The 23,805-nt window shown below is 30.9% G+C and carries 20 protein-coding genes; 9 read left to right on the forward strand and 11 right to left on the reverse strand.

Annotation, left to right across the window (positions count from 1 at the left end; genetic code table 11):
• The first annotated feature begins 275 nt into the window (after positions 1 to 275).
• Both AXY43_RS07330 and AXY43_RS07335 read left to right on the forward strand, forming a co-directional pair.
• The gene (locus AXY43_RS07330) at positions 276 to 1,028 is read left to right on the forward strand and encodes a methyl-accepting chemotaxis protein (RefSeq protein WP_105411300.1); all 753 of its coding nucleotides are present in this window, start codon (positions 276 to 278) and stop codon (positions 1,026 to 1,028) included.
• Positions 971 to 1,810 carry a methyl-accepting chemotaxis protein gene (locus AXY43_RS07335; RefSeq protein WP_105411301.1) on the forward strand — a complete coding sequence of 280 codons (840 nt, stop codon included), beginning with the start codon at positions 971 to 973 and terminating at the stop codon, positions 1,808 to 1,810. The genes AXY43_RS07330 and AXY43_RS07335 overlap by 58 nt, the downstream gene beginning before the upstream one ends.
• Positions 1,811 to 2,204: 394 nt before the next feature.
• On the opposite strand, the gene AXY43_RS07340 is transcribed toward AXY43_RS07335, so the two are convergent.
• The 5 genes from AXY43_RS07340 to AXY43_RS07360 form a co-directional block, all read right to left on the reverse strand.
• Complete coding sequence (locus AXY43_RS07340; protein ID WP_105411302.1) at positions 2,205 to 3,098, reverse strand: ROK family protein; 894 nt, start codon at positions 3,096 to 3,098, stop codon at positions 2,205 to 2,207.
• A 157-nt stretch (positions 3,099 to 3,255) separates the two neighbouring features.
• Positions 3,256 to 3,579, reverse strand: coding sequence for a PTS lactose/cellobiose transporter subunit IIA (locus AXY43_RS07345; protein WP_009172400.1), 324 nt, complete (start codon positions 3,577 to 3,579; stop codon positions 3,256 to 3,258).
• Positions 3,580 to 3,590: 11 nt separating this feature from the next.
• Positions 3,591 to 3,893, reverse strand: a complete 303-nt coding sequence (locus AXY43_RS07350) for a PTS sugar transporter subunit IIB (RefSeq protein WP_105411303.1) — start codon at positions 3,891 to 3,893, stop codon at positions 3,591 to 3,593.
• A 38-nt stretch (positions 3,894 to 3,931) separates the two neighbouring features.
• Positions 3,932 to 5,233 carry a PTS sugar transporter subunit IIC gene (locus AXY43_RS07355; protein WP_023975629.1) on the reverse strand — a complete coding sequence of 434 codons (1,302 nt, stop codon included), beginning with the start codon at positions 5,231 to 5,233 and terminating at the stop codon, positions 3,932 to 3,934.
• 16 nt (positions 5,234 to 5,249) lie between these two features.
• On the reverse strand, positions 5,250 to 6,638 hold the full coding sequence (locus tag AXY43_RS07360; RefSeq protein ID WP_105411304.1) for a glycoside hydrolase family 1 protein: 1,389 nt from the start codon (positions 6,636 to 6,638) through the stop codon (positions 5,250 to 5,252).
• Positions 6,639 to 6,818: 180 nt separating this feature from the next.
• On the opposite strand from AXY43_RS07360, the gene AXY43_RS07365 reads away from it, so the two are divergent.
• From AXY43_RS07365 to AXY43_RS07395, 7 genes are all read left to right on the forward strand, one after another.
• Positions 6,819 to 7,559, forward strand: coding sequence for a GntR family transcriptional regulator (locus tag AXY43_RS07365; RefSeq protein WP_242654939.1), 741 nt, complete (start codon positions 6,819 to 6,821; stop codon positions 7,557 to 7,559).
• A 271-nt stretch (positions 7,560 to 7,830) separates the two neighbouring features.
• A complete protein-coding gene (locus AXY43_RS07370) occupies positions 7,831 to 9,486 on the forward strand; it encodes a sensor histidine kinase (RefSeq protein ID WP_171780461.1) in 1,656 nt (551 codons plus the stop codon).
• A gap of 4 nt (positions 9,487 to 9,490) precedes the next feature.
• Positions 9,491 to 10,213 (forward strand): LytR/AlgR family response regulator transcription factor, encoded by a 723-nt coding sequence (locus tag AXY43_RS07375; RefSeq protein ID WP_039773735.1) that lies wholly within the window; start codon positions 9,491 to 9,493, stop codon positions 10,211 to 10,213.
• Positions 10,214 to 10,386: 173 nt separating this feature from the next.
• Positions 10,387 to 11,613 carry an L-lactate MFS transporter gene (locus AXY43_RS07380; RefSeq protein WP_039773734.1) on the forward strand — a complete coding sequence of 409 codons (1,227 nt, stop codon included), beginning with the start codon at positions 10,387 to 10,389 and terminating at the stop codon, positions 11,611 to 11,613.
• Between the two features lie 288 nt (positions 11,614 to 11,901).
• On the forward strand, positions 11,902 to 12,582 hold the full coding sequence (locus AXY43_RS07385) for a helix-turn-helix domain-containing protein (protein ID WP_105411305.1): 681 nt from the start codon (positions 11,902 to 11,904) through the stop codon (positions 12,580 to 12,582).
• A gap of 176 nt (positions 12,583 to 12,758) precedes the next feature.
• Entirely contained in the window at positions 12,759 to 13,151 is a 393-nt protein-coding gene (locus tag AXY43_RS27730; protein WP_279220087.1) for an IS3 family transposase, read from the forward strand.
• 28 nt (positions 13,152 to 13,179) lie between these two features.
• Positions 13,180 to 13,395 carry an IS3 family transposase gene (locus AXY43_RS07395; RefSeq protein ID WP_105411307.1) on the forward strand — a complete coding sequence of 72 codons (216 nt, stop codon included), beginning with the start codon at positions 13,180 to 13,182 and terminating at the stop codon, positions 13,393 to 13,395.
• Positions 13,396 to 13,543: 148 nt separating this feature from the next.
• On the opposite strand, the gene AXY43_RS07400 is transcribed toward AXY43_RS07395, so the two are convergent.
• The 6 genes from AXY43_RS07400 to AXY43_RS07425 all read right to left on the reverse strand — a co-directional run bounded on the left by AXY43_RS07400 (position 13,544) and on the right by AXY43_RS07425 (position 23,698).
• Positions 13,544 to 14,962 carry a sigma-54-dependent transcriptional regulator gene (locus AXY43_RS07400; protein ID WP_105411308.1) on the reverse strand — a complete coding sequence of 473 codons (1,419 nt, stop codon included), beginning with the start codon at positions 14,960 to 14,962 and terminating at the stop codon, positions 13,544 to 13,546.
• 157 nt (positions 14,963 to 15,119) lie between these two features.
• Positions 15,120 to 16,598 carry an ISLre2 family transposase gene (locus AXY43_RS07405; RefSeq protein ID WP_077870071.1) on the reverse strand — a complete coding sequence of 493 codons (1,479 nt, stop codon included), beginning with the start codon at positions 16,596 to 16,598 and terminating at the stop codon, positions 15,120 to 15,122.
• A 238-nt stretch (positions 16,599 to 16,836) separates the two neighbouring features.
• On the reverse strand, positions 16,837 to 18,807 hold the full coding sequence (locus AXY43_RS07410; protein WP_031276040.1) for a methyl-accepting chemotaxis protein: 1,971 nt from the start codon (positions 18,805 to 18,807) through the stop codon (positions 16,837 to 16,839).
• Positions 18,808 to 19,140: 333 nt separating this feature from the next.
• Positions 19,141 to 20,964: a two-component system sensor histidine kinase AtoS gene (atoS, locus tag AXY43_RS07415; RefSeq protein ID WP_105411309.1), complete on the reverse strand. Its 1,824-nt coding sequence runs from the start codon at positions 20,962 to 20,964 to the stop codon at positions 19,141 to 19,143.
• 210 nt (positions 20,965 to 21,174) lie between these two features.
• Positions 21,175 to 22,701 (reverse strand): acyl CoA:acetate/3-ketoacid CoA transferase, encoded by a 1,527-nt coding sequence (locus AXY43_RS07420; protein ID WP_017211973.1) that lies wholly within the window; start codon positions 22,699 to 22,701, stop codon positions 21,175 to 21,177.
• A gap of 58 nt (positions 22,702 to 22,759) precedes the next feature.
• Positions 22,760 to 23,698 (reverse strand): 3-hydroxyacyl-CoA dehydrogenase family protein, encoded by a 939-nt coding sequence (locus AXY43_RS07425; RefSeq protein ID WP_077310144.1) that lies wholly within the window; start codon positions 23,696 to 23,698, stop codon positions 22,760 to 22,762.
• Positions 23,699 to 23,805 lie beyond the last annotated feature (107 nt).

The raw sequence follows: 23,805 nt of genomic DNA on the forward strand, positions 1-23,805 counted from the left end.
TTTAGTTGAACTGCCTCCGATTTCGTGCAAAATGGAGGGCAATTTTAATTTACTCTTAATCATTTCATCAATTTATATATATAATTTTTCAATGTAATTCTAATACACGCTTTAATCGTTCGATATTTTGACACAAAATTTACTATATACTATTTCCTCACTTTATTTAAAGTAAAATGATTTAAGAAAAATATGTTTACAATTTCCAATATTTATTATAATATATATTAAACATATAGTTTTAGTCGGATATTATTACATAAGGGGGCATTAGTATGTTTATAGTTACTATAATTACATCAGTATTAATAACCTTAATACTAGTCGCAATAATTTTTAAATCAAATACTCAAAAATTATATACAATAAGTAATCATTTAGAAAAGATATCTAAAGGTGATTTAACAAAAACATTAACTTTAAACAGAATGGGGATTTTTAAAAAGTTTTCTTTAAATATAAATACATTTATCTTATATATAAGAAAATTTATAAATGAAACCGCAACACTTAATGATAAGTTAATAGATTATTGCAAAGATTTAGGAAAATATTCAAAAGAGGTTGAATTCGCTGCCAATAATACGACAACGGTAATAAATCAAATATCTACTGTTGTTGAAAATCAAACCAATGATATAGTACAAGCCAAGAATTTTATCGCAGAAATCGTTGAAGAAAATAAATCTATAATAAATAACGGAAGTTCAATTGAAGATATGTCTTATTACATGACACTTGAAATAAATAAAACAAATGAAATTTATGATCAACTGATACAAAAACTTAATAATTCTGCACTTTCTAATGAAAATTTAGCACATAAAACTAAATTACTATACGACAAAGTGTATACAATTCAAAGTATTTCAGATGCAGTAAACAGTATTAGTGAAAATACAACTTTGTTAGCGCTAAACGCATCCATTGAGCAGCACGAGCAGGAGAACAAGGAAAAGGATTTGCAGTTGTGGCAACCGAAATACAAAAACTTGCTAAAATATCCTCTGAACAATCAAAGGATATAAAAAATATAATAAGTGACATAAATAACATAATAAAAGATATATCCGAATCAATGGCTACTGAGGTAAAAGTAATAAATGATAATATTGAATTTTCAAGTATAACAAAAGATAAATTGAAAACTATTAAAGATAAAAATGAAGCTACGCTAATTTCAGTAAAAAATATAAATAAAATAATTGATATTCAAGGAAACAAGATAGATAAAATAGGTAGATTCATTGATGATATCGAAATTGTTTCCACTGCTATATCAGATTCTACAAAAAAAGTTGCTGCTGCTTCCGAAGAGCAATTAAACTCTATAATCAATATTTCCACTTCTGCATCCGCTTTAGCTGATATGAATAGCAATTTAAAAGGACATATTGATTCCTTTGCAAAAGATTATACTATAGATGATAAAACAAACCAGTATATAAATAATGGATTAGAAATTCTCATAAACTTATCTAAAAATGATATTTTACTGGATATGGACTATAATAGTGCTACAAAAATACTAAAAGAAAAGATAGCTGAGTATCCATATTTTGATCTTTTTGCTTTAATGCAAAAAGATGGTTTAAGAAAAGCTATAACTTTAGATTATACTGAAAATGAAGTTTACGTAAACTTTTCTCATAGGCCATACTTTAAAGAAGCAATTGAAGGAAATTTTTTCAAATCAGAGCCTTATATTTCTGTAGATACAAATAATTATTGTATCGCAATATCTGTACCTGTTCTAAATTCTCAAAAGCAAATTGTAGGAATATTAATGGGAGACCTAATACTCGGCTAAGGTTCTTTAAAAATCATTTATCCCCTAACTTAATTTTCACATTTATTTTCATTAATTCAATGTCATCTTAAAATAAATTGTAATATTTAAATTTATACTCTTATCATTCCCACTATTAATTTTATCTTTTGACACTTAAAATAACCCACGACAATGAACTGCTACCTGTCAAGTAGATAGGGCGCAGTTCGTTTTCGTGGATTTTATGATGAAGGCGAAGCATAATCTTTAAAATCCACCACCTGCACTTAATATAAAATTCTTAACTTGTCCATAATAAAAATTTTTATCTAACTGTCTACCTTAAGGAGAACATATCATTAATCCCTAGTAGATTCTTTTATATACTTCTTCTCTTTAATCTTCAATACTGCATTTATTTTTATTATATCTATCATTTTAAACAAGATGCTAGAATCCCCGCTCCAAGTAATCCTGCATCATCACCTATTTTAGCCAATTTAATATTTACATTAGTATTGTTAAATACTCTTAGCTTAACTTCATTAATTAATTTTTCTAAGTAATTAGAATTGTTTAATATAACTGATCCGCCAAGTACTACAACTTCTGGATCTACAATAGTTATTATATTAGCAATTGCTTTAGATAAATTTACAGACCACTCATTTAAAACCTCTCTGCAATTTACTTCTCCATCCTTAGCTCTGTCAAAAACATCTTTGGCAGTGAGTTCCTGTCCTAACTTCTTACTAGCAATTCTAGAAATACTTACTCCACTGCACTGTCCTTCTAATCCTCCAGCGTTTAAGCCCGCATGACTATATTCATCTTCATTTATTATCATGTTACATACTTCCCCAGCTATGTTATTAAAGCCATTAATTATCTCATTTTTATAAACAAATCCGCCACCTACTCCTGTTGATAGAGTAATATAATATACACTTTCAGCATTTTTAGCTGCTCCTATCTTAGCTTCACAATATCCAGCCACATTTGCATCATTATTTACAGTTGTAGGTAATTTAAAACGCTCTTCAAAGTATTTTTTTATTTCAAATCCTTCCCATCCTTTTAAATTAGGTGGATTAATTATTACTCCATTTCTTATATCTAAAGGACCTGGACACGCCACCCCAATAGCCTGAATGTTATATGTATTCCACTTTTCCCTAATTATTTTTATTAAATTATCTACATTATAGTTCGCACCTTTTTCAACGATATTATATATTTTAAATTTATCTATTAAATTATATTCATTATCTAAAATAGCGGCTCTTAAGTTGGTACCTCCTATATCAATTCCCAAATAATAATTCATCTTGACCTCCTAAAATATTAACAAAACTATTTGATTAAATAAAATCTTTTATGATATTTTTTAATTGTGCACTTACTTAAAATTGTTATTTCTTATTCGTTTCAAACTTTTTATAAGCTTATTTTATTAAAAGCCGAGATAAATCCTCGGCTTTTTACTATTTTTTCTTTAAATCATTTATTTCTTTCTGCATATATAACATCTCTTTAGCTAAAGATAAAATTATTTCTGCTGCCATTAATTGATCTTCAGCATGCATAAGTATTAATGAAAGCTCTTGCTTATTTCCTTTTGCTTCTTCTTGTATAAGTTGTGCATGTGACTTATGTCCTTCTCTCATAAACACGGATGCATCTTCAAGTAATTTTTCTGCCTCTTCTACATTTCCGCCTCTTCCTTTAATTAAAGCCTGGATTCCCATACTCTTTGCCGTTCCAACATTACTAATAATATTGAAAGCTATTAACTCCATTCCTTCCATTTTAAACCACCTTATTTCATTAAATCTATAGCGAAAGTTAAAACTTTGTCAGCATTCATTCTGCCATAATCAACCATACTAATAACTTCTACTGATATCTTATTTTCTACTATCTCTTTTACACTGTCTTTCATAAATCCAATTTGAGGTCCTAGTAGAATTACATCAGCACTTTGCCAACACTTAGATAAATCTGTCGAAGGTATAGCTTCTATTGTTACTTCTATACCCTTTTCTTTTGCCACTCTAATCATCTTTTGTACAAGCATTGATGTTGACATTCCTGCATTACATACTAATAATATTTTTTTCATAACAAAACATCTCCCTTTTATTTTTATATTCTTTCTATTTATTCTTCAATCTGTTTTTTCTCTGCAACCTTTAAAAAAGGAATATATAGTAAGACTGTAAGTGCAATCATAATTATTTGAAATACTGAAGCTCTCCAATCTCCACCGGTTGCTAGAAATCCTGATAAAATTGGTGGAGTCGTCCAAGGTGTTTGAATTACTACTGGTGACATCCATCCTGCCTCAGTCACTAAGTATGCAACAGTTAAGCAAATTGGTGAAGCTAATACAAATGGAATCATTAGTGTTAAATCAAATACTATTGGTAAACCAAATATAACTGGCTCATTAATATTAAATATACCTGGTGCTGTGGAAAGTTTAGCAATATCTCTATAATCCTTTCTCTTTGAGAATAAGAATATAGCAATTAATAACGCAATAGTATTACCTGATCCACCCATTACTCCAAATGTGTCCTTAAATGACATGCTAATTATGTGAGGGATAGGTTGACCTTGAGCAAAAGCAGTCATATTTTCATTCATAGCTGTGTATAATACTGGATCCATAATTGGCGCAATTACCCCTCCTGGATGTATCCCTATTGCAAATAATAAATTAGACAACAGCATTAATATTATAAATCCTGGTAAACTAGTAACTAGAGCTACCAATGGTCGTTGTATTGTTTTTAAGATCAGTGAATTTATATCTGTCCCAAAAAGTTGTTTTATTGCAAATGACACTACAGCAAAAATTAGAATAGTAATCATTATAGGTATTAAACTATTAAAAGACTTTGTAACGGCTGGAGGTACTGCTTCTCCACCTATATTAATCTTAAGTTTTTCATTTTTAGATAACCACATAAATAATTCAGTTGATAATAGTGACGTTATAATACCTACGAACATCCCACCTGAATTAGTGGAACTATAAGAAATAACTCCTGCAACTTTAACTGCCTCTTTAACTCCTACAGGTGTAGTTGAAATCACAAATGGTAATAAAACAACAAATATTGAAATAGCTAGAAGCGCTGGTGCTATTGGATTTTCAAATTTCCTATTTATTGCTAGATGATATGCACATGCACCCGCTAGCAATACTGCTAAGAAATTTAAAGTACCATTATTAATAGATGTTCCAACATCTTGCCAAGTAGTTAATGTTGCTGGATTAATTATTTTAGACATAAATCCTGTTGGTTCAATAACAACATAGTTAATGAAAATCATTAAGCCTGCAATAATAATGAATGGAATTAGTGATGCAAATGCATCTCTAAGTGATCTCAAGTGTATTTCTCCACCTAACTTTTGCGATGCTTTCCCTAGTTTTTCAAAAAATTTGTTCATCAATATTCCCCCTTTTTTATTCTTCAAAACCATTATTTGTAGCTAACAGTTTATAAAACTCTCCACTTTTCTTTACTGTTCTCTTTTGAGTTTTTAAATCTAAACTAACTAAACCATACCTATTTTTATATGCATTCATCCATGACCAACAATCAATGAATGTCCATAGATGATATCCTTTTATATTACATCCCTCTTCAATTGCTTTATGAACATATTTTAAATGTCCCTTAATAAAATTAATTCTGTATTCATCATTAATTTGTCCATTTTCAAGAAAACGTTCTTCATCAGTGACACCCATACCATTTTCGGATATAAAAGCTTCTATATTTCCATAATTTTCTTTAACATCATTACAAAGATCTAGTATTCCTTTCTCGTATATTTCCCATCCTCTATAATTATTAAACTTTCTTCCTGGCATTATATATGGATCAAAAAACCATTCTGGCATAAATGGAGAATTAGGATTAACAGCATTTTCTCTCGCCTTTGCTCTTCTTGGTTCATAATAATTTATTCCTAAAATTTGAGATGTATTTTCTTTAATTATTTTTAGCTCATCATCTGTATATATAGGAATTTGATTATATTTTTTAAGAGTATCAACTAACTTCTTAGGAAATTCGCCTTTTACACAAGGATCTAAGAAGCTTCTATTATAAAATAAGTCACAATATTCTGCTGCCTCCACATCATACTTATTTGAACTTCTTGGATAAGTAGGACTAAGATTTAATATTACTCCAATTTTAGATTTTAGATTGTGTTTTTTAAATCTTTCAATGGCTTTTGCATGTGCAAGAATTGTATTAAAAGCTACTTGTGCACCCCTCTTAAAATCTATTATGTTTGGATAGTGAAAATCTTGTAAGTACCCTCCAAGTACTGGTCCTAAAGGTTCATTAAATGTAAACCAATGCTCAGCTCTGTCTCCAAATAATTCAAAACACTTATCTGCATAGTTCACATATGCCTCAACGACCTCTTTACTTTCCCATCCTCCCTTTTCCTGCATTACTAACGGCATATCAAAGTGATATAAGTTAATAAAAGGCTTTACATCATTAGCTATAAATGAATTAATTACATTATTATAAAATTCAACTGCTTTTTCATTAACTTCTCCATCTCCATTTGGAAATAATCGAGCCCACGAAATAGACATTCTAAATGAATTATGTCCAAGTTCCTTCATTAATTTGATATCATCTTCATACCTATAGAAGAAATCTGAAGTAATATCTGGTCCAACTTCATCATAGAATCTGTTTTTTTCTAATTGAAACCAATGATCCCAAATAGTTTTTCCTTTATCAGTATTACCTTTGCCTTCTGATTGCTCTGCTGATGAGGCACTCCCCCACCAGAATCCTTCTGGAAATTCATAAAATTTTTTCATAAGTAACTCCCATCTTAATATATATTATGTTTCTCGTCTCGAGCAGAAAACATTTTCAATTATGATTATATATGTCCTTTCAAAAATAATCAATACCTTTTTTCAAAAGATATATACCTTTTATAAAAAGATATATAAATACCAGTATATTTTTATTTATATCTGATATATAATATATGTGTGGAAACAATTGAGAAAGGAAGATTATATATGCCGCCTAAATACAAAGTAGTATATGAAGATATAAAGAATAAGATAAATAATTATATTTATAAAACCAATGAAAAAATTCCAGATGGAGATTCTTTAGCTGAATGCTATAATTGCAGTAAACTTACAATAGCTAAAGCATTAGATTTATTAGTTCAAGAAGGTATGCTAATAAGACGACAGGGCTCTGGTACTTACGTTAAAGAAAATCTGTCCAACAGGACTACTATAGAATTAGATAATATTTCAGGTTATTCTAAAAAATTTAGTACAGAGCATCTAAAATCAACTGTGATAGATTTTTCTATTATCACACCACCTAAAGAAATTGCAGAAAAACTTAACATCACCGATGAATATATATATAAAATTTTACGATTACGATCTGTGGATAATGACCCACAAATACTAGAAGAAACTTATATGCCTATTTATGTTATACCTGGACTAAAAGAACACCATTTAGAAGGCTCTATTTATGATTACATAACAAATGAACTTGGATTTAAAATTCAAAGCGCCCACATCTCTATAAAAGGTGATGAGGCTAACTCTAACGATAAACTTTATTTAAATTTGACAGAGTCTGACTTTATTATAGAGCTTGAGAAAATATGTTATTTAGAAAATGGTAAGATTTTCGAATATTCGAAAACGCACCATAGATATGACGTTTTCAAATTCAATACTGTTTTAGTAAATAATATTTAAATTAATTCCTTCTTCTGTGTAGCTTATTGTATTATCATCTAATTAAAATTCATGATTTATGGACTACCAGTGACAATAAAAACCCACGACCAACTGTAAGCAGCTATTTAAGCCACATACAATTGGTCGTGGGTTTCATGTTGGAGGTGATACACCACCTTTTAAATCCACCATAAATTTTATTTTTCGACTGCTTCCTTATTCTATATTATAATTAAAATGATATTACTTATTCTATACTAATTAATGAATGAATGGAGATGAATTCTAGTTGAATTACGTATATAACATATTAGTTCAATTCGTAGATAGAGTCGCACTACTGCTTATGTGTTTATTTGTTATAACAAGATTTGGAGGCTTTAGAGAAATATTTAGTAGGGACAATTATAGTAAAAGAGACTATTTAATTGCTTGTATAGTATTTTCTCTATTTGCCATAATAGCTAATTATACAGGACTTAATGTTGAAGGCTCTCTCGTAAATGTTCGGACAATAACTATAGTATCTGGAGGTATAATATTTGGACCAGTAGTTGGAATTGTAGCCGGAGTACTATCTGGTGTACATAGATATTTAATAGATGTAGGGGGTATAACTTCAATCCCATGTCTTATAAGCAGTATAACAGCAGGAATAATATCTGGATATATTAACAGAAAGATTCAACGAAACTATAGATGGATATCTGGAATAATAGCAGGGGTGTTTTCTGAAACCATTACAATGATTCTTATACTTTTATTAAGCAGACCTTTTTCTTTAGGCATTGATATAGTATCTAAAATAGCATTACCAATGATACTAGGTCAAATTAGTGTAGGCTTTATTGTTCAATTAATTCAAAGTATAGAGGACGATAAAGAGAAAATAGCTGCTAGACAAGCAAAACTGGCACTTGATATAGCTAATAAGACTCTCCCTTACTTTAGAAATATAAATAGTGATTCTCTAAATAAGATATGCACTGTCATAAGAGATGATATTGATGCTGACGCAGTATCAATAACTGATACAAAAAATATATTAGCTTATATCGGAGTTGGAAAAGAATATTACAACATTGGACACGAAATAATAACTGAAGTAACTAAAGAGGCAATAAATAGCGATAAAATAATTATAAGAAATAATGGACTGCAAGATAAAAGCTTAATGTTAAAGTCTGCAATTATAATACCTCTTAAAGTGAAGAACGAAGTTATAGGAGCCTTAAAAATATATTATAAAACCTCTCATAGAATAACTTATTCTCTACAAGCTCTTGCTGTTGGACTTTCTCAAATTATATCAACATTAATGGAAGTATCAAAGGTTGAACAAATGAAAACAATGGCTAATAAAGCAGAGCTTAAAGCTCTTCAGAGGCAGATAAACCCACACTTTTTATTTAATGCCCTAAACGCTATAACTTCCTTTATTAGAATAGATCCAAATAAAGCAAGAGAACTTATAATAAACCTAGCTAGTTATTTGAGATATAATTTAGAGATAAACAGTGAATTTATAGATATTAAGAAAGAATTAAAACAAGTTAAAGATTATATAGAAATTGAGAAGGCGAGATTTGGAAATAAATTAAATATAGTCTATGATGTAGATAATGTAGATATCGATATACCAAGTCTTACAATACAGCCTCTAGTAGAAAATGCTATAATTCATGGTATTTTAAAAGATAAGGGAGCGGGCACAGTAAAAATAATTGTAAAGGATAGAGGTGAAAAAGTAAAAATCTCTATAATAGATAGTGGTGTTGGCATAAGTGAAGAGGCAATTAAAAATATATATAAAGATGCAGTGCCTGAAAATAAAATAGGACTTTACAATGTACATTTAAGAATTAAACTTATTTATGGGGAAGGACTTATTATAGAAAGATTAGAAAAGGGAACTAAAATAGAATTTTACATAAAGAGAAGGTGATCATATGAAAGCTATAATAGTTGAAGATGAGTTTTTAGCACGAGAAGAGCTTAAATATTTTATTACAAATTATAGCAATATAGAAATAATAGATGAATTTGAGGACGGAATAGATGTACTTAAATTTATCCAAAATAACGAAGTTGATGTTATATTCATGGATATAAATATCCCCTCATTGGATGGTGTGTTACTTGCTAAAAGTATAAGCAAGTTTTCTAAAAAACCATATATAGTTTTTATAACAGCCTACAAGGAACATGCGGCAGAAGCTTTCGAAATAGAAGCTTTTGACTATATACTAAAGCCTTATTCAGAATCCAGAATTGTATCTATGCTAAAAAAATTGGAGGACCTTAATAAATATAAAGAAAACAACTTAAATAAAGTTAACATACAAAATAAGATAAATTTATGGAAAAACGAAAAAATAATTGTAGTAAATATAGATGATATATATTACTGCGTTGCTGAAGAAAGAATAACCCATGTTTTTACGAAGAAAGACGAGTATTCAGTAAGCTTAGGTATAGCTGAATTTTATGACAGCCTGCCAAAAGATATTTTCTTTAGATGCCATAGATCTTATATTGTTAATATAAATAAAATAAGAGAAATAATACCTTGGTTTAATAATACTTATAATTTAAAACTTCAAGATATAGATTATCAAATACCTGTAAGCAGAAGTAACATAAAAGAGTTTAAACAGCTTATGAATATATAAATGTATTCTATGTAATTTTCTATGCATTTCGTTCAATAAAGAATAATTTTATATTACACCGATTTATAATGATGGTAATGAAACAGACAACATAAAAAGTTAAATTTCAATAGTGTTGTAAATACCTTCTAAAATCTACTTGTTAATATATTAATTAAGGAGCGATGAACGATATGAATGAAAAACATGAAAACCGTTGGTTAATAGTTTTAGGTACAGTAATTGCCCAATTGGGACTCGGAACAATTTATACTTGGAGTTTATTTAATCAGCCTCTAGTAGACAAATTTGGATGGCAGTTAAATAAAGTAACTATTACTTTCTCTATAACTAGTTTTGCTTTAGCATTCGCTACATTAGCTGGAGGTAAACTTCAAGAAAAACTAGGAATTAGAAAACTTATATCAATTTCAGGTTTAATCTTAGGGATTGGTCTAATATTAACATCTAAAGTAACTTCACTAACAATGTTATATGTTACAGCTGGCATAATAGTTGGAGCCGCAGATGGTATTGCATATCTTACATCACTTTCAAATTGTATTAAGTGGTTTCCAGAAAAAAAAGGACTTATCTCAGGAATATCAGTTGGAGCCTATGGAACTGGAAGTTTAATATTTAAATATATTAATGGAAGTTTAATATATAGTAATGGTGTTTCAGAAGCATTTTTATATTGGGGAATTATAGCTATGATATTGGTTGTTATTGGTGCCCAGTTATTAAAAGATGCTCCAATAGTAAGTTCTATTATTAATAACACTAATAATAATTCAAATGAAAAAGATTTTTCAGTAAAAGAAATGCTTAAGACTAAAGATGCGTACTTTTTATTTTTAATATTCTTCACATCTTGCATGAGCGGTCTTTATTTAATAGGAATTGTTAAAGATATCGGTGTTCAATTAGCTGGACTTACACCTGCTGTGGCAGCAAATGCAGTAGCTATGGTTGCAATCTTTAATACAGCTGGAAGAATTATATTAGGAGCTTTATCAGATAAACTTGGCAGATTAAACGTACTAATTTTTACCCTTACTGTTACAACTGCTTCAGTATTTGTTTTAAGCTTTGTACATTTAGATTTTATAATTTTCTTTATATGTGTTGCTTCAATTGCATTTTGCTTCGGCGGAAATATTACAGTATTTCCTACTATCGTAGGTGATTTCTTCGGTTCTAAAAATCAAACTAAAAACTATGGAATTATATATCAAGGATTTGGTTTTGGAGCTCTTTCGGGTTCGTTCATTGCAACATTAGCAGGAGGCTTTATACCTACCTTTATAATTGTTGGAGGTTTATGCATAGTATCGATAATTTTAACTTATATGATGAACCCAACAAAATTTAATACTTATTTTGAACGAACTCATAGATTAGTAGAAGAAATTTCATAAACATTGCCCAATTAACACATATATTGCATCTTCTCAACCATGAATAAATTTGCTAACAATTATTTCTTAAAAATTAAATATATTAGCGATATCTTGTAGGTATTTTTATTTTCTTTCTAATTTACTGCTTTCTATCAATTAAAATATTCTATGTTACTTATAGCGCGATTCACTATTAATAATTCTAAATATACAAAATAAAAGACCCACGAAAATCCAAATTTGATATGCTCCCTTTATAGTAAACAGTTAAAATAATAAAACTGTTTCTATAAAGGGAGTATTTTAATGTCAAGAAAAACGAAATGTTCTCTGGAAGAGAAATTGAAAGTAATTAAAGAATACCTATCAGGAGAAAAAGCAGTTATACAGATATGCGATGAGATGGGAATTCATAGTGCCACATTTTATGACTGGTTGAAAATATATAATGATGTTGGTGAAGCAAATTTAATAGTTTCTACAAAAAACAAATATTATTGCGATTCGCTTAAACTTAATGCAGTTAAAGATTATCTAGCTGGAAAAGGCTCTTTAAGAAATATATGCTGCACATATGAAATTTCATCTCCTCGTGTTCTCAGCGATTGGATTAAGAAGTATAATGGTCATAAAACAATTAAATCTCATAATAAGCAAGGGAATAGAATTATGACTAATGGAAGAAAGACTACTTATGAAGAAAGAATTGAGATTGTTGCATTCTGCATTTCGAATAATGATGATTATCAAGCTACTGCTGATAAATTTAATATTTCTTATCAACAAGTTTATACCTGGGTAAGAAAATACAAAGCTAATGGATATGAAGAGCTAATAGATCGTCGCGGTAAGCGTAAAGATACTGATGAGATTACTGAGTCTGATAAATTATCCGCACAATTAAAACTTATTGAAGCAGAAAATAGACGTTTAAAGATGGAGATTGATTTCTTAAAAAAATTGAAAGAAGTAGAAAGAAGGCGATAAGCACTAAAAGACTCCAAGAATATAAATATATTTCTATAAAAGAATTACATGAAAAAAATGGCTATCCAATAGCTGATCTATGCAATTTAGCTGGGATTGCACGATCATCTTACTACAAATGGATTAACCGTTCAGAGACTGAATTAGATAAGGAAAATTCAATAATACTAAAAGAGATTGTTAAGCTTTATGAAGATGTAAATGGTATCTATGGATACCGTCGGATAACAATGAATATAAATAGACTCCTGGATAAACAGTATAATCATAAACGAATTTATAGATTAATGAAATCTATTAACATGAGATCAGTTATAAGAAAAAAGAGAAAGCATTATATTCAAAGTACTCCACAAATTACAGCAGAAAACAAATTAAATAGAGAATTTTATGCAAAGAAACCAAATGAAAAATGGTTAACAGATGTTACTGAATTTAAACTACTTAATGGTAAAAAGGCTTACCTTAGCGCAATATTTGATTTAGCAGTAAGTGCTAATCCGACTGCAAAGCCACTGTTTCATAGTGACAGAGGATTTCAGTATACTAATAAGGACTTTCAAAGCTAAACTTGATAAAATCAAAGCAACTCAAAGCATGTCACGTGTCAGCAGATGTATCGACAACGGACCAATGGAAGGTTTTTGGGGAACTCTAAAATGTGAGATGTACTATTTGCAAAAATTTTATACATATGAAGAATTGAGACAAGCAATTGATGAATACATAGTTTTCTATAATACAAAAAGACTACAGAAAAACTTAAAAGGTCTGACTCTAATTGAATATCGAAATCAGACCTTGGTTTCATAATTTTTTGTTTTTTCATCTGTCTACTTGACAGGGGGCAGTTCAATTTTAGATTTTCGTGGGATTCATAATGTAGGCGAGGCATGGCCCTTAAAATCCAAAAAAGAATTATTTATTAACGCGAACTCAATCCATGTTTACATATAATGATTTAATCGATATTATTCTCATTAATTTTATACAGAAGGGCTCTCCGTGAAATCTGAAGGAGCTTTGCAGCCTGTGTGCGGTTTCCACCTGTTCGTTCTATAGCTTCGGATATATGACGCTTTTCAACTTCTAGCAATACTTCTCGCAAAGGTTTGAAAGAATCATCTCCCAGAATAATGGTACCATCCGCTTCTACATCTTCTACTTTTATGCTAAGTGGAAGATTTTCCGGCAAAATAACACGGGTGTTGCTCATAATAATAGCGTGTTCTACTGCATTTTCTAATTCCCTGATATTTCCTGGCCAAGAATAGTTACGAAAAATATCCAAAACCTCTGGAGCGAAAAACATACCATTCCGTCCTACTTCTACAGAAAAACGTTTTAAAAAGTAATCAGCTAGTAAAACAATATCTTCTCCCCTTTCGCAAAGTGGAGGTAAACATATTGAAACAACATTAAGTCGATAATATAGATCCTTCCGAAAAGACTTTTCAGATATCTCTTTATTCAGATCACGGTTTGTTGCTGCAATAATACGTACATTTGTATGAAATGTTTTTGTACCACCAACACGTTCAAACTCTTTTTCTTGCAACACCCTAAGAAGTTTTACCTGAAGATTTGGACTCATCTCCGCAATCTCATCTAAAAAAAGTGTCCCTCCTTCAGCCAGTTCAAATTTCCCTGGTTTTTGAAAAAATGCACTTGTAAATGCTCCCTTCTCATGTCCAAATATCTCACTCTCTAATAAACCTTCTGGAATCGAACCACAATTCACTTGAATGAATGGCTTTTCTCTCCTGTCACTCGCATAGTGAATAGCCTTAGCAACCATTCCTTTACCTGTCCCACTTTCGCCTGTTAGCAATACCGTAGCTTTTGAATTCGCTACTCGTCCAATTATTTTATATACTTCTTGGATTTTAGAGCTTTCCCCAACAATTTTACCTGGGGTCATTGCTGTCATTCCCATTTCTTTTACTTCCTGCGTAAGGTATACAACTTCTTTAGTCAATTGTTGCATGCGAATAGCTCTACTTACAATAATTTTAACTTCATCAAGGTTAAAAGGCTTTAATATATAGTCATAAGCACCGTGTTTCATAGCATTAACTGCAGTTTCCGAACTTCCAAATGCAGTCATAAGAATAATTGGCAAGCTAGGCTTAATTTTATGAATTTCATAAAATGCCTGCAACCCATCCACTTCTGGCATACGGATATCAAGGATAGCGACATCATAGTGATTTTCCTGCGCCATACAAAGTGCCTCTTTTCCATTTTTAACAGTATCTACTTCATATCCAGCCTTATTTAATGCTGTTTGAAGTACCATTCTCAAGCTTAGCTCATCATCAGCTACTAAAACACGAACACTTTCTGTCATATTGTAATCAGCCTTTCTTTTTATAAACATAATTATTAATCTACTTTAGTTATACAACATTTTACAGTATATATCAATATTCAACCAAATTCGTTTGAGTCAAGTAAAAGTTGGCAAGAATTTTATTTAATTTATTATCCATTATTTTACATCATATTTTTAGAATTTCCCTACACACGCTTTATACTTAACTATAACTAATATCACTAAATGATTTTAATCCACATAAATCACGCACTATTTTTCTACCTAGCGTTGTGGCAGCTCCGCTGTACGGAATTTGTGCGCTATTACACTTATATACCTTACATTTATTAGATTCTTTATTTGCTTGAAATACTGTTAATGGTAGTTTTGTAACTATTGTATCAATAACATTATCAGGAATAATATTTCTATAGATTTTATCCACAGTATCAAACAACCTATTACTAAATTTTTCAGATAATATTTTAGATAAATTATCTGCACCATTAATAGACCAGCTCATTTTTCTGCCCTTCATCCTTTGAGCTAATACATCACAAATATTATGTTCCATTGTACCTAAATTCCTGTATTCTATGCCTTCCGGCGCCGTAGGCATGTCTATGTTACCTCTTAATTTATATGGTGTTAATCCATCTCTATTGTGAGCTAAGTAATCATATAACTCAGTAAGCTTCTTAAATGAAACATCTTCTTCATTTGTAAGTGTCATCATATTTACAATAGCTTCTAGACCTTCATCAATTTTACCTTCTCTAAATAGTTTTAATAATTGCTTTTGGGTTCTTTTATCACTTACCTTACGCATAATTGCTTGACCTACATGAAATGGATCTAGTTGAAAATGAATGTCTTGATCCTCACAAGTTGCCTTAATCCACTTTGCTCCATCACCGTTTAATATTCTAGTTTGAATTTCGTCTACATTGTATTTTTCTGAAATTGTTGCGCTAGCAAGCTTTTTAAAGTGGCTAGAATTACTAAAACTTGCACAAGCAGTTTTATCAACAACTACATATTCTTTTTTGCTTCCTGGACGTAAAGTCCAGCCTGTATATGATACTGCTAGTTTTAACTCTTTCTTTTTATTTTTCCCTTTTGGTCTATCTTTACCTTGAAGATAGAGCCAAACTCCATCTTGCTCTTGAAACAATACTGGTACTTCCTTTTCGCCTTTTAACACACCTTTATCATCTAGTTCAATTTTACGATTTTCTAGTTCTTTAATCTTTTCTCCAACTGTTTGAACTACGTTCCAAACGCCTTGAGCACTAATTTCTTGATTACACATAGTTTTAATATTCTCAGATGTCTTTCTAAAAGAAACATCCGCCACGTTAGTCAAAATAGTTTCTACGAGATTTATAGAAACATTTCCTATAGTATCCATTCCTAAATACTCATCCAAAAGGTATTTAGTTGCTTTCTTACCATCCTCAAGTTTTAATTCATAAACACGCCTAGAATACTCTACATTCCCCATAATAGTCCTCAAACAAGTTTGCTTACGGCCTTTATTACGGTAAACCTTGCTATCTCTTTCATTAAGTAGTTTTTCATCCAAGGATTCTAATATGCTTTTTAATGCATTGCAAGCTTCATCACAAGCATATTTATAAATTCTTTTCTCTAACTCCTTGAAAGTAAATCCATTATCATTTAAACTTAATTCATACATAAATCTAACTCTATTCTATTTAGTTTCGTCAACTTAATTATAATGGATAATTTATGTATTGAGGAGATGCTTTTGCATCTCCTTTATTATTTATATAGTATTCTTTATTATCTTTGCCTACTAAAATTATACTCTAACCCAAATTCCATATTTAAATCAAATATTTAAAATATGGAATTTAGTTGAATATAATAATAAACTTTTCACAAAAAACTTTTCATTTTTAAAAGAAAAGTATCTATAATTTAAATTTACTTATAGCTTCATGCAAGTCTTCAGATAGTTTTAGTAAGTTCTGGCTTGATCCAGCAATTTCATACATTGATGCAGATTGTTCTTCCGTTGTTGCAGTTACTGTTTGTGTTTTCTCTGCAGTGTCACCCCCAATTTTTTCTATCTTATGGATTGAAGTAACAATCTTATTACTGTTTGATGATATTTGTCCTACCGTCTCAGATACACTTCTTACTTGGGCTGCTACACACTCAACTGCCTGTGATATTTGACTAAATGCCTTACCTGTTGAATTTACAACATCAGTTCCATTTTTTACTTCTTGAGTTCCTTCTTTCATTACAATTATAACATCGTCAGTTTCTCTTTGAATATCGCCAATAAGTTTTGCTATCCGCATTGATGCTATACTAGACTCCTCAGAAAGTTTTCGTACTTCTTCTGCCACTACGGCAAATCCTTTTCCTGCTTCTCCTGCGCATGCTGCTTCTATTGCTGCATTTAGTGCCAAAAGATTTGTTTGTTTAGCTATAGTAGATATTGTATCTACTATCTGTCCTATTTCCTTTGAGCTTTCACCTAATATTTCAACTACATTTGCTGAGCTGTTAACAGCTTTTTCAATCTTAGCCATCTGGACAATTACTTCACTAACAGCTTTACTTCCTAATTGTGCAGCATTTGCAGTTTCTCCTACTGTTTCTATCATGCTGTCTGTGTTCTCTGCCATATTCTTTATTTTTTTATCCATCTCTTTAATTTCAGAAGAAGTTTCATTTACAACTTCCATTTGTTTATTAGCACCTTCTGATATATTCATAATAGTTGTTGCTATATGATTTGATGCATCCGAAGTTTGCTCAGAACTTTCAGTTAACAGCTTTGAGGCAGTTGCTACATTATCAGATGATATTGAAACTTGTTCAATTAATCCTCTCAAATTTATTATCATATTTTCAAAAGTTTTAGCGAGTCTGCCAAATTCATTTTTTGAATTAACTCTCACCTTTGCAACACTAAGATCACCATCTGAGATACATAACGCCATATCTTCTATAGCCTTTAATGGTTTTAGAATTTTATTTAACATAAATAGAAATAAAATTATTACTATTACTAAAGTGATTATTAAAGTTAAAGCTGATTTATAAATTTGTTGTGTAAGTGGTCCAGTAAATTCACTTTTAGACACTATCAGACTAACTGTCCAATTAATTCCTGAAACAGGCTTATATGATATATATTGCTTATTAAAGCCATAATATTCAACATTAGTTTCACCTTTGAACATATTTTCATATATTTCTTTTAGTTTTGGTTCAATTTTCTCATCTTTTAATGGATTATATTTAAGAATTAAATCTTTATTAGGATTTGCAATTACTGTTCCATCTGTTAAATTAAGTGAAGCATAACCATTTTGTTTTACTTTTATAGAAGATATGTATTGTACTAATTCATCAAGTTTTACATTACCACCCCAGATAGCTTTAATAGTACCATTAACCTTTATCGGAACAGCAACAACTACAGCCATTTTTCCATCTGCCTTACCAAGTAAAGGATCTGATATCACTGTTTTTCCTGTAGCTAGTAATTCTTTATAATAAGGTCTTTCGCTTATGCTCCCTGTTGTACCTGTAGCCGAATACCAATCTCCATTAGCATCTGAAAGCCAAAATGCACTATATAGAGGAAGACGACTTGTTTCAGAAGACATATAATCTATTATATCCTGCCTACTCCCATTCACAAAAACTGGGCAACTTGCAATACTTTCCATCTCCGACTTTCTAATATCAAGCCACAATCCAATTTCTTTAGCTGTTGATTGAGTGGTAGAAGTCATGCTTGTCTTCACTTCTGTTTCAACCATCTGTTTCGTTTCTATATAACTTGTAACCTCCAGTACGGTCATAGATAAACAAATAATAATTATACTAACAACCGTGAGTAAAGTCTTAATACTTTTCATAAAATCATCCCATCTTTTTATAATTAATATAACGTAATAAATTACTTTTCTTAATGCATAAATACTTCAGACATTTTTTGTATTTCAAATGATACTTTTAAAATTTTATATTACAGTTGAAATCCCTATACCAAAAAGCGACATTAAAGAGTGAGATTATTTTTTGTGAACTCTATTTATTTTGAGCTACTTTACCATCAGTGCAATATTAATAGCATTAGCTTGTCATACTATTAATATTAACGTGCTCTGTTATGCAACATAATTTTATCTATTTTTAAGATTACAAGTCTTAAATTGTATTTAATATATTTTTCTATATTTAAATTTACACTATACTTCCTTAATTCCACTTTCATAAGGCAAGTATATTGTAAATGTACTTCCAATACCAACTATACTTTCGGCTCGAATGTATCCTTGGTGAATTTCTATGATTTTGTTACTAACAGCAAGTCCTAGTCCCGTACCTGTATCCTTTGTAGTAAAAAAAGGATCAAAAATCCTAGGTAAACTTTCCTGATCAATCCCTTTTCCATTGTCTTCTATGATAATCTCAATCCCTTTAATCACCCTTTGTGTTGTAACTGTAATTTTTCCGTTTTCTTGAGGCATAGCTTGTGTCGCATTTAGTAATAGGTTAACTAAAACTTGTTTAATAAGCTGAGCATCAACTGAAATAGCTTCAATTGATTGATCAAAATGTGTTTCTAAAACAACAATCTCCTTTTTTATACTCGGTAAAAGTAAAAAAAGAGAATTTTCCACAAGTTCGTTGATATTGATTGATGTCACATAGTGTTTTGAAGGTTTAGCAAAATACAAGAGATCTTCAATAACGCCGTTAAGACGATCAACCTCTTTCAATACAACGTTTCCAAAAATCCGTGTCGAATTATCCTTTGGCAATTCATCCACCAAAATTTGCACACTCCCTGAAATAGCTGATAGAGGATTACGTATTTCATGAGCTACACCGGCAGCAAGCTCTCCAACTGCGGCAAGACGATCTAATCTCCTTACATAATCCTCAAAAGCCTTATGCTCTGATAAATCTTTGAAAACTAAAACTACACCCAATACATTATTATTATTACATAGCATAGATGTGCTGACACTAATTGGAATAATTGCACCGTCCGAACGAGTAAATTCTGCTTCATATCCAATAATTTTTTTACCGACACGTAAAGTTTCTAGCACTATGTCAAGAACTTTAGCATTCCCGGAGAATAGATCTTTATAATTAACTCCAATCACATCTTTATTTAATCCCATAATAGACCAAGCAGCAGCGTTTATCTCTGTTATCTTTTCATCATTATTAATTGTAATAATTCCATCTACCATACTCTCCATAATAATTTCTGTATGTGAACGTGTATTCATTAGACTTTGAGCCATTCCATTAATGGCAGAAGCAATCTTTCCAAATTCACCATTAATTTCTGGCAATCGTTGACTTAAATCATTGCCCAAACTAGATAGTCCTTGAATAATACCATTAACGGAATTAGAAACTCTATTTGCTAAAGTCATACTTATACTTAGCCCAACAACTAAAGCAATAGCCAACCCTTCGTACATCACAATTTCCATCTCATTTATTTGACGCTCTATGCTTTCAGTCATTTCATTAGCCCATACGTATCCGATTACATTATTATTTCGAATGATCGGAACCATGGCATTTAGAATGTTTCCTCTAACCATCTTACCACTTGCAGTCAAAGGTATCCCCTTTTCCATTACTTCCCGGCCCAAATGTTCTTGACTTATTGATTGTCCAACCGTGGTGTCATATTCAGAACCTGGTCCATATGTAATAATACAATCGAGATCTTTAGAATAATACCCAGCTCCTACTCCGGGATTTCCCGAAACAATTTTTTCCGTAACTCCTGATAATCTTTGATTAAGTAGTCGTACCTTTTCGTCATGCGAAGCACTCTTAGCTTCTATAGATAATAAGGATTCAAAATCACCTTCCATACTAGCATCCAAAGTTCTTGCTATTCCATAGAGCTTGCTTTCCTTCTCTGAATTCATAGCTTTTTCCGCACTATAAATTAGTATATAGCCACTTCCAATAAGCGGTACTACCACCGCAAGTGCAAGAATAATTATAAGCTTATAACGCATACTAAGAAGCCTCATCAAGATACCCCCATAAATATTAATATTTTATACATATATCTCATTTATAATTATGATATTTCTACATTTTCGTGTCAAGCAAGGGCGAATCCTTGCGGCATAATAATTAGATTACCCCACTAAGTAATCGTTTGTGTTGAAATCTACTTAGCAGGGTATTTATGGAGAAGGTATATTCTTCGAATTGCAATTAAGAACTTATTAAATCAACTATTTAAACATATTTTCATCCATAAGCTTTAATTCAGGAGATATTATTGGCTTAAAATCCATATTATCTAGAATATCCTTTTCTAAATTTATTCCTGGAGCTATTTCTTCTAAAAGTAACCCCTCTTTAGTTAACTTAAATACGGCTCTTTCTGTAACATAAAGGACAGTTTGTCCAATGCTTGATGCATATTCACCACTAAAAGTAATTTGCTCGACAGCATTCACAAATTTCTTAGCCTTACCTTCATTTTCTATTATTAATTTGCCTTCTCCAATTTTTACTTTTAAACCACCAGCTGTAAATGTGCCACAATATATTAACTTCTTAGCATTTTGAGTTATATTAATAAACCCACCACAACCTGCAATCTTAGGTCCAAACTTACTAACATTTATATTACCCGATTTGTCACATTGTGCTAATCCCAAGAAAGCTACATCAAGACCGCCTCCATCATAAAAATCAAATTGACTGGATTGGTCCAGTATGCAAACCGGATTTGTTGAAGCTCCAAAACTTAGTCCACCTGCTGGTACGCCACCTACTCCACCTGGCTCTACAGTTAAAGTCATTTGATCTGCAATACCTTCTTCATTAGCAACTATAGCTATTCCTTCTGGTATGCCAATACCTAAATTAGTAACAGCATTTGGTACTAGTTCCTTAGCACATCTTCTTGCTATTACCTTCCTTTCATTAAGTGGTAATGGTTCTATTGAATCCACTGGTACCTTAGTATCTCCACAATATGCTGGATTAAAGTTTTCACTAAAAGTTTGCATTTGGTTTTCTGTTGATGCAACAACTATAGCATCAACATATATTCCTGGGATTTTAACTTTTCTTGGATCAAGTGAACCTTTAGTTACAACCTTTTCAACTTGTAGTATTACTATTCCCCCTGAATTTTTAGCAGCTTGAGCCATTGCTGTTGCATCAAGTGTTAAAGCCTCTTTTTCCATTGTTGCATTTCCGTCTTCATCTGCATAAGTAGCCCTTAAAAGTACAACATCTATCGGAAACGCTTTATATAGCAAATATTCCTTCTCTTCAATATTAACTACTTTTACAATATCCTCTTTTGTAATTTCATTAAGTTTACCACCTTCAATTCTAGGATCTATAAATGTTTTCAATCCAACATGAGTAATTGTTCCTGGCTTTCCAGCTGCAATGTCTCTATACAAATGTGATATAACTCCTTGAGGTAAATTATATGCTTCTACTTTATTTTCTAAAGCTAGTTTTTGAAGCTTTGGTGTCAATGCCCAATGTCCCCCTATTATTCTGTGAACTAACCCCTCATAACCAAGATGATTTAATCCTCTATCTTTACCATCACCTTGACCAGCTGCAAAGACTAATGTTAAATTGTTAGGAACATGCCTTTTTAAATATTGTTTTTCTATTTCTAATGTAATTTGTTCTGGATGGGCACATCCAACAAATCCACCTACTGCAACAGTAGCTCCATTTTTTATTAAATCAACCGATTGTTCTATAGAGATTACCTTTGACTTCATAATTAATCCCTCCCACTTTATCTTACTTTATTTATTCAACATCCTTAATTTCTTCAGCTTATTTTTTAGCATCTCTATCTAAGAAATATAAAAGTACTTCCGCACGCTCTTTTTCTTTACTTTCTATAAATTCTGGTGACCAATTATAGAATCCTTGTTTACTCTTCTTTCCACAATTCCCTGATTCAACCATACCTTGCAATAACTTAGATGGCTCAGTATAACTGCACAAATCTTTAAATAAGTATGAAGAAATATTATTGAATATATCTAAACCTCCTAAATCTGCACTACATAATGGTCCAGTAACAGGAAGCCTTCTTCCATGACCATACTCAATGGCTTTATCTACTTCCTCAGGCTTTGCCCAGCCTTTTTCTACTATATATAAAGCTTCTCTAAGCAACGCTAGTTGTAGGCGATTTCCTATAAACCCCAGACATTCCTTTTCCATACGAACAGATTTTTTTCCTATAAAATCAACCCATTTCATAACTTTTACTATTGTATCCTCTGATGTTTTTTCTCCTGGAACTACTTCAACTAAAGGAATTAATTGTGGTGGATTCCAAAAATGCGCAACTGCTATTCTCTCTGGATTTTTTGTATATTTAGCTATATCTGTTGGACTTAATCCGGACGTATTAGTTGCTAAAATTACACTTGGTGGACAAAGCTCATCTAATTGCTTAAATATTTCTTGTTTAAGCTCTAAATCTTCTGCTAGCGATTCTATTATAAGGTCAACATTTTTAGTAGCTTCTTCAATACTTTTAACTCCTTTTATTTTATTTAGGATTTCTTTATACCCACTATCTTCTAATTTTCCTTCAGCTTTCAAAAGATTTAAACTAGCCTTTATACTATTAAAGCCTCTTTCTAAACTTGCATCTGACCTACCATACATAACTACATTTAACCCAGCCTTGGCAGAAAATAATGCTATACCATGTCCCATAGTTCCGGTACCTAATACTGCTATATTCTTTATATCCATTTTTATCATCCTTTCTCTCCATATATTTAATTTTCCATATAATAATGTTAATATAATCAAACTTTAACCTTGCAGATTTCAGACTATAGTATGATACTATTAACTGA

Origin of the sequence: Clostridium sp. MF28, from assembly GCF_002969175.1 — a bacterium.
GTDB lineage: Bacteria > Bacillota > Clostridia > Clostridiales > Clostridiaceae > Clostridium > Clostridium beijerinckii.

What these genes read in the sequence shown, in the direction of transcription:
- AXY43_RS07400 (WP_105411308.1), bottom strand. Translation starts at nt 14,962, where the DNA reads ATGTTTATAAAAAGAAAGGCTGATTACAATATGACAGAAAGTGTTCGT.
- AXY43_RS07360 (WP_105411304.1), bottom strand. Translation starts at nt 6,638, where the DNA reads ATGAAAAAATTTTATGAATTTCCAGAAGGATTCTGGTGGGGGAGTGCC.
- AXY43_RS07385 (WP_105411305.1), top strand. Translation starts at nt 11,902, where the DNA reads ATGTCAAGAAAAACGAAATGTTCTCTGGAAGAGAAATTGAAAGTAATT.
- AXY43_RS07380 (WP_039773734.1), top strand. Translation starts at nt 10,387, where the DNA reads ATGAATGAAAAACATGAAAACCGTTGGTTAATAGTTTTAGGTACAGTA.
- AXY43_RS07330 (WP_105411300.1), top strand. Translation starts at nt 276, where the DNA reads ATGTTTATAGTTACTATAATTACATCAGTATTAATAACCTTAATACTA.
- AXY43_RS07395 (WP_105411307.1), top strand. Translation starts at nt 13,180, where the DNA reads ATGTCACGTGTCAGCAGATGTATCGACAACGGACCAATGGAAGGTTTT.
- AXY43_RS07375 (WP_039773735.1), top strand. Translation starts at nt 9,491, where the DNA reads ATGAAAGCTATAATAGTTGAAGATGAGTTTTTAGCACGAGAAGAGCTT.
- AXY43_RS07345 (WP_009172400.1), bottom strand. Translation starts at nt 3,579, where the DNA reads ATGGAAGGAATGGAGTTAATAGCTTTCAATATTATTAGTAATGTTGGA.
- AXY43_RS07405 (WP_077870071.1), bottom strand. Translation starts at nt 16,598, where the DNA reads ATGTATGAATTAAGTTTAAATGATAATGGATTTACTTTCAAGGAGTTA.
- AXY43_RS07425 (WP_077310144.1), bottom strand. Translation starts at nt 23,698, where the DNA reads ATGGATATAAAGAATATAGCAGTATTAGGTACCGGAACTATGGGACAT.
- AXY43_RS07340 (WP_105411302.1), bottom strand. Translation starts at nt 3,098, where the DNA reads ATGAATTATTATTTGGGAATTGATATAGGAGGTACCAACTTAAGAGCC.
- AXY43_RS07350 (WP_105411303.1), bottom strand. Translation starts at nt 3,893, where the DNA reads ATGAAAAAAATATTATTAGTATGTAATGCAGGAATGTCAACATCAATG.
- AXY43_RS07355 (WP_023975629.1), bottom strand. Translation starts at nt 5,233, where the DNA reads ATGAACAAATTTTTTGAAAAACTAGGGAAAGCATCGCAAAAGTTAGGT.
- AXY43_RS07410 (WP_031276040.1), bottom strand. Translation starts at nt 18,807, where the DNA reads ATGAAAAGTATTAAGACTTTACTCACGGTTGTTAGTATAATTATTATT.
- atoS (WP_105411309.1), bottom strand. Translation starts at nt 20,964, where the DNA reads ATGAGGCTTCTTAGTATGCGTTATAAGCTTATAATTATTCTTGCACTT.
- AXY43_RS07420 (WP_017211973.1), bottom strand. Translation starts at nt 22,701, where the DNA reads ATGAAGTCAAAGGTAATCTCTATAGAACAATCGGTTGATTTAATAAAA.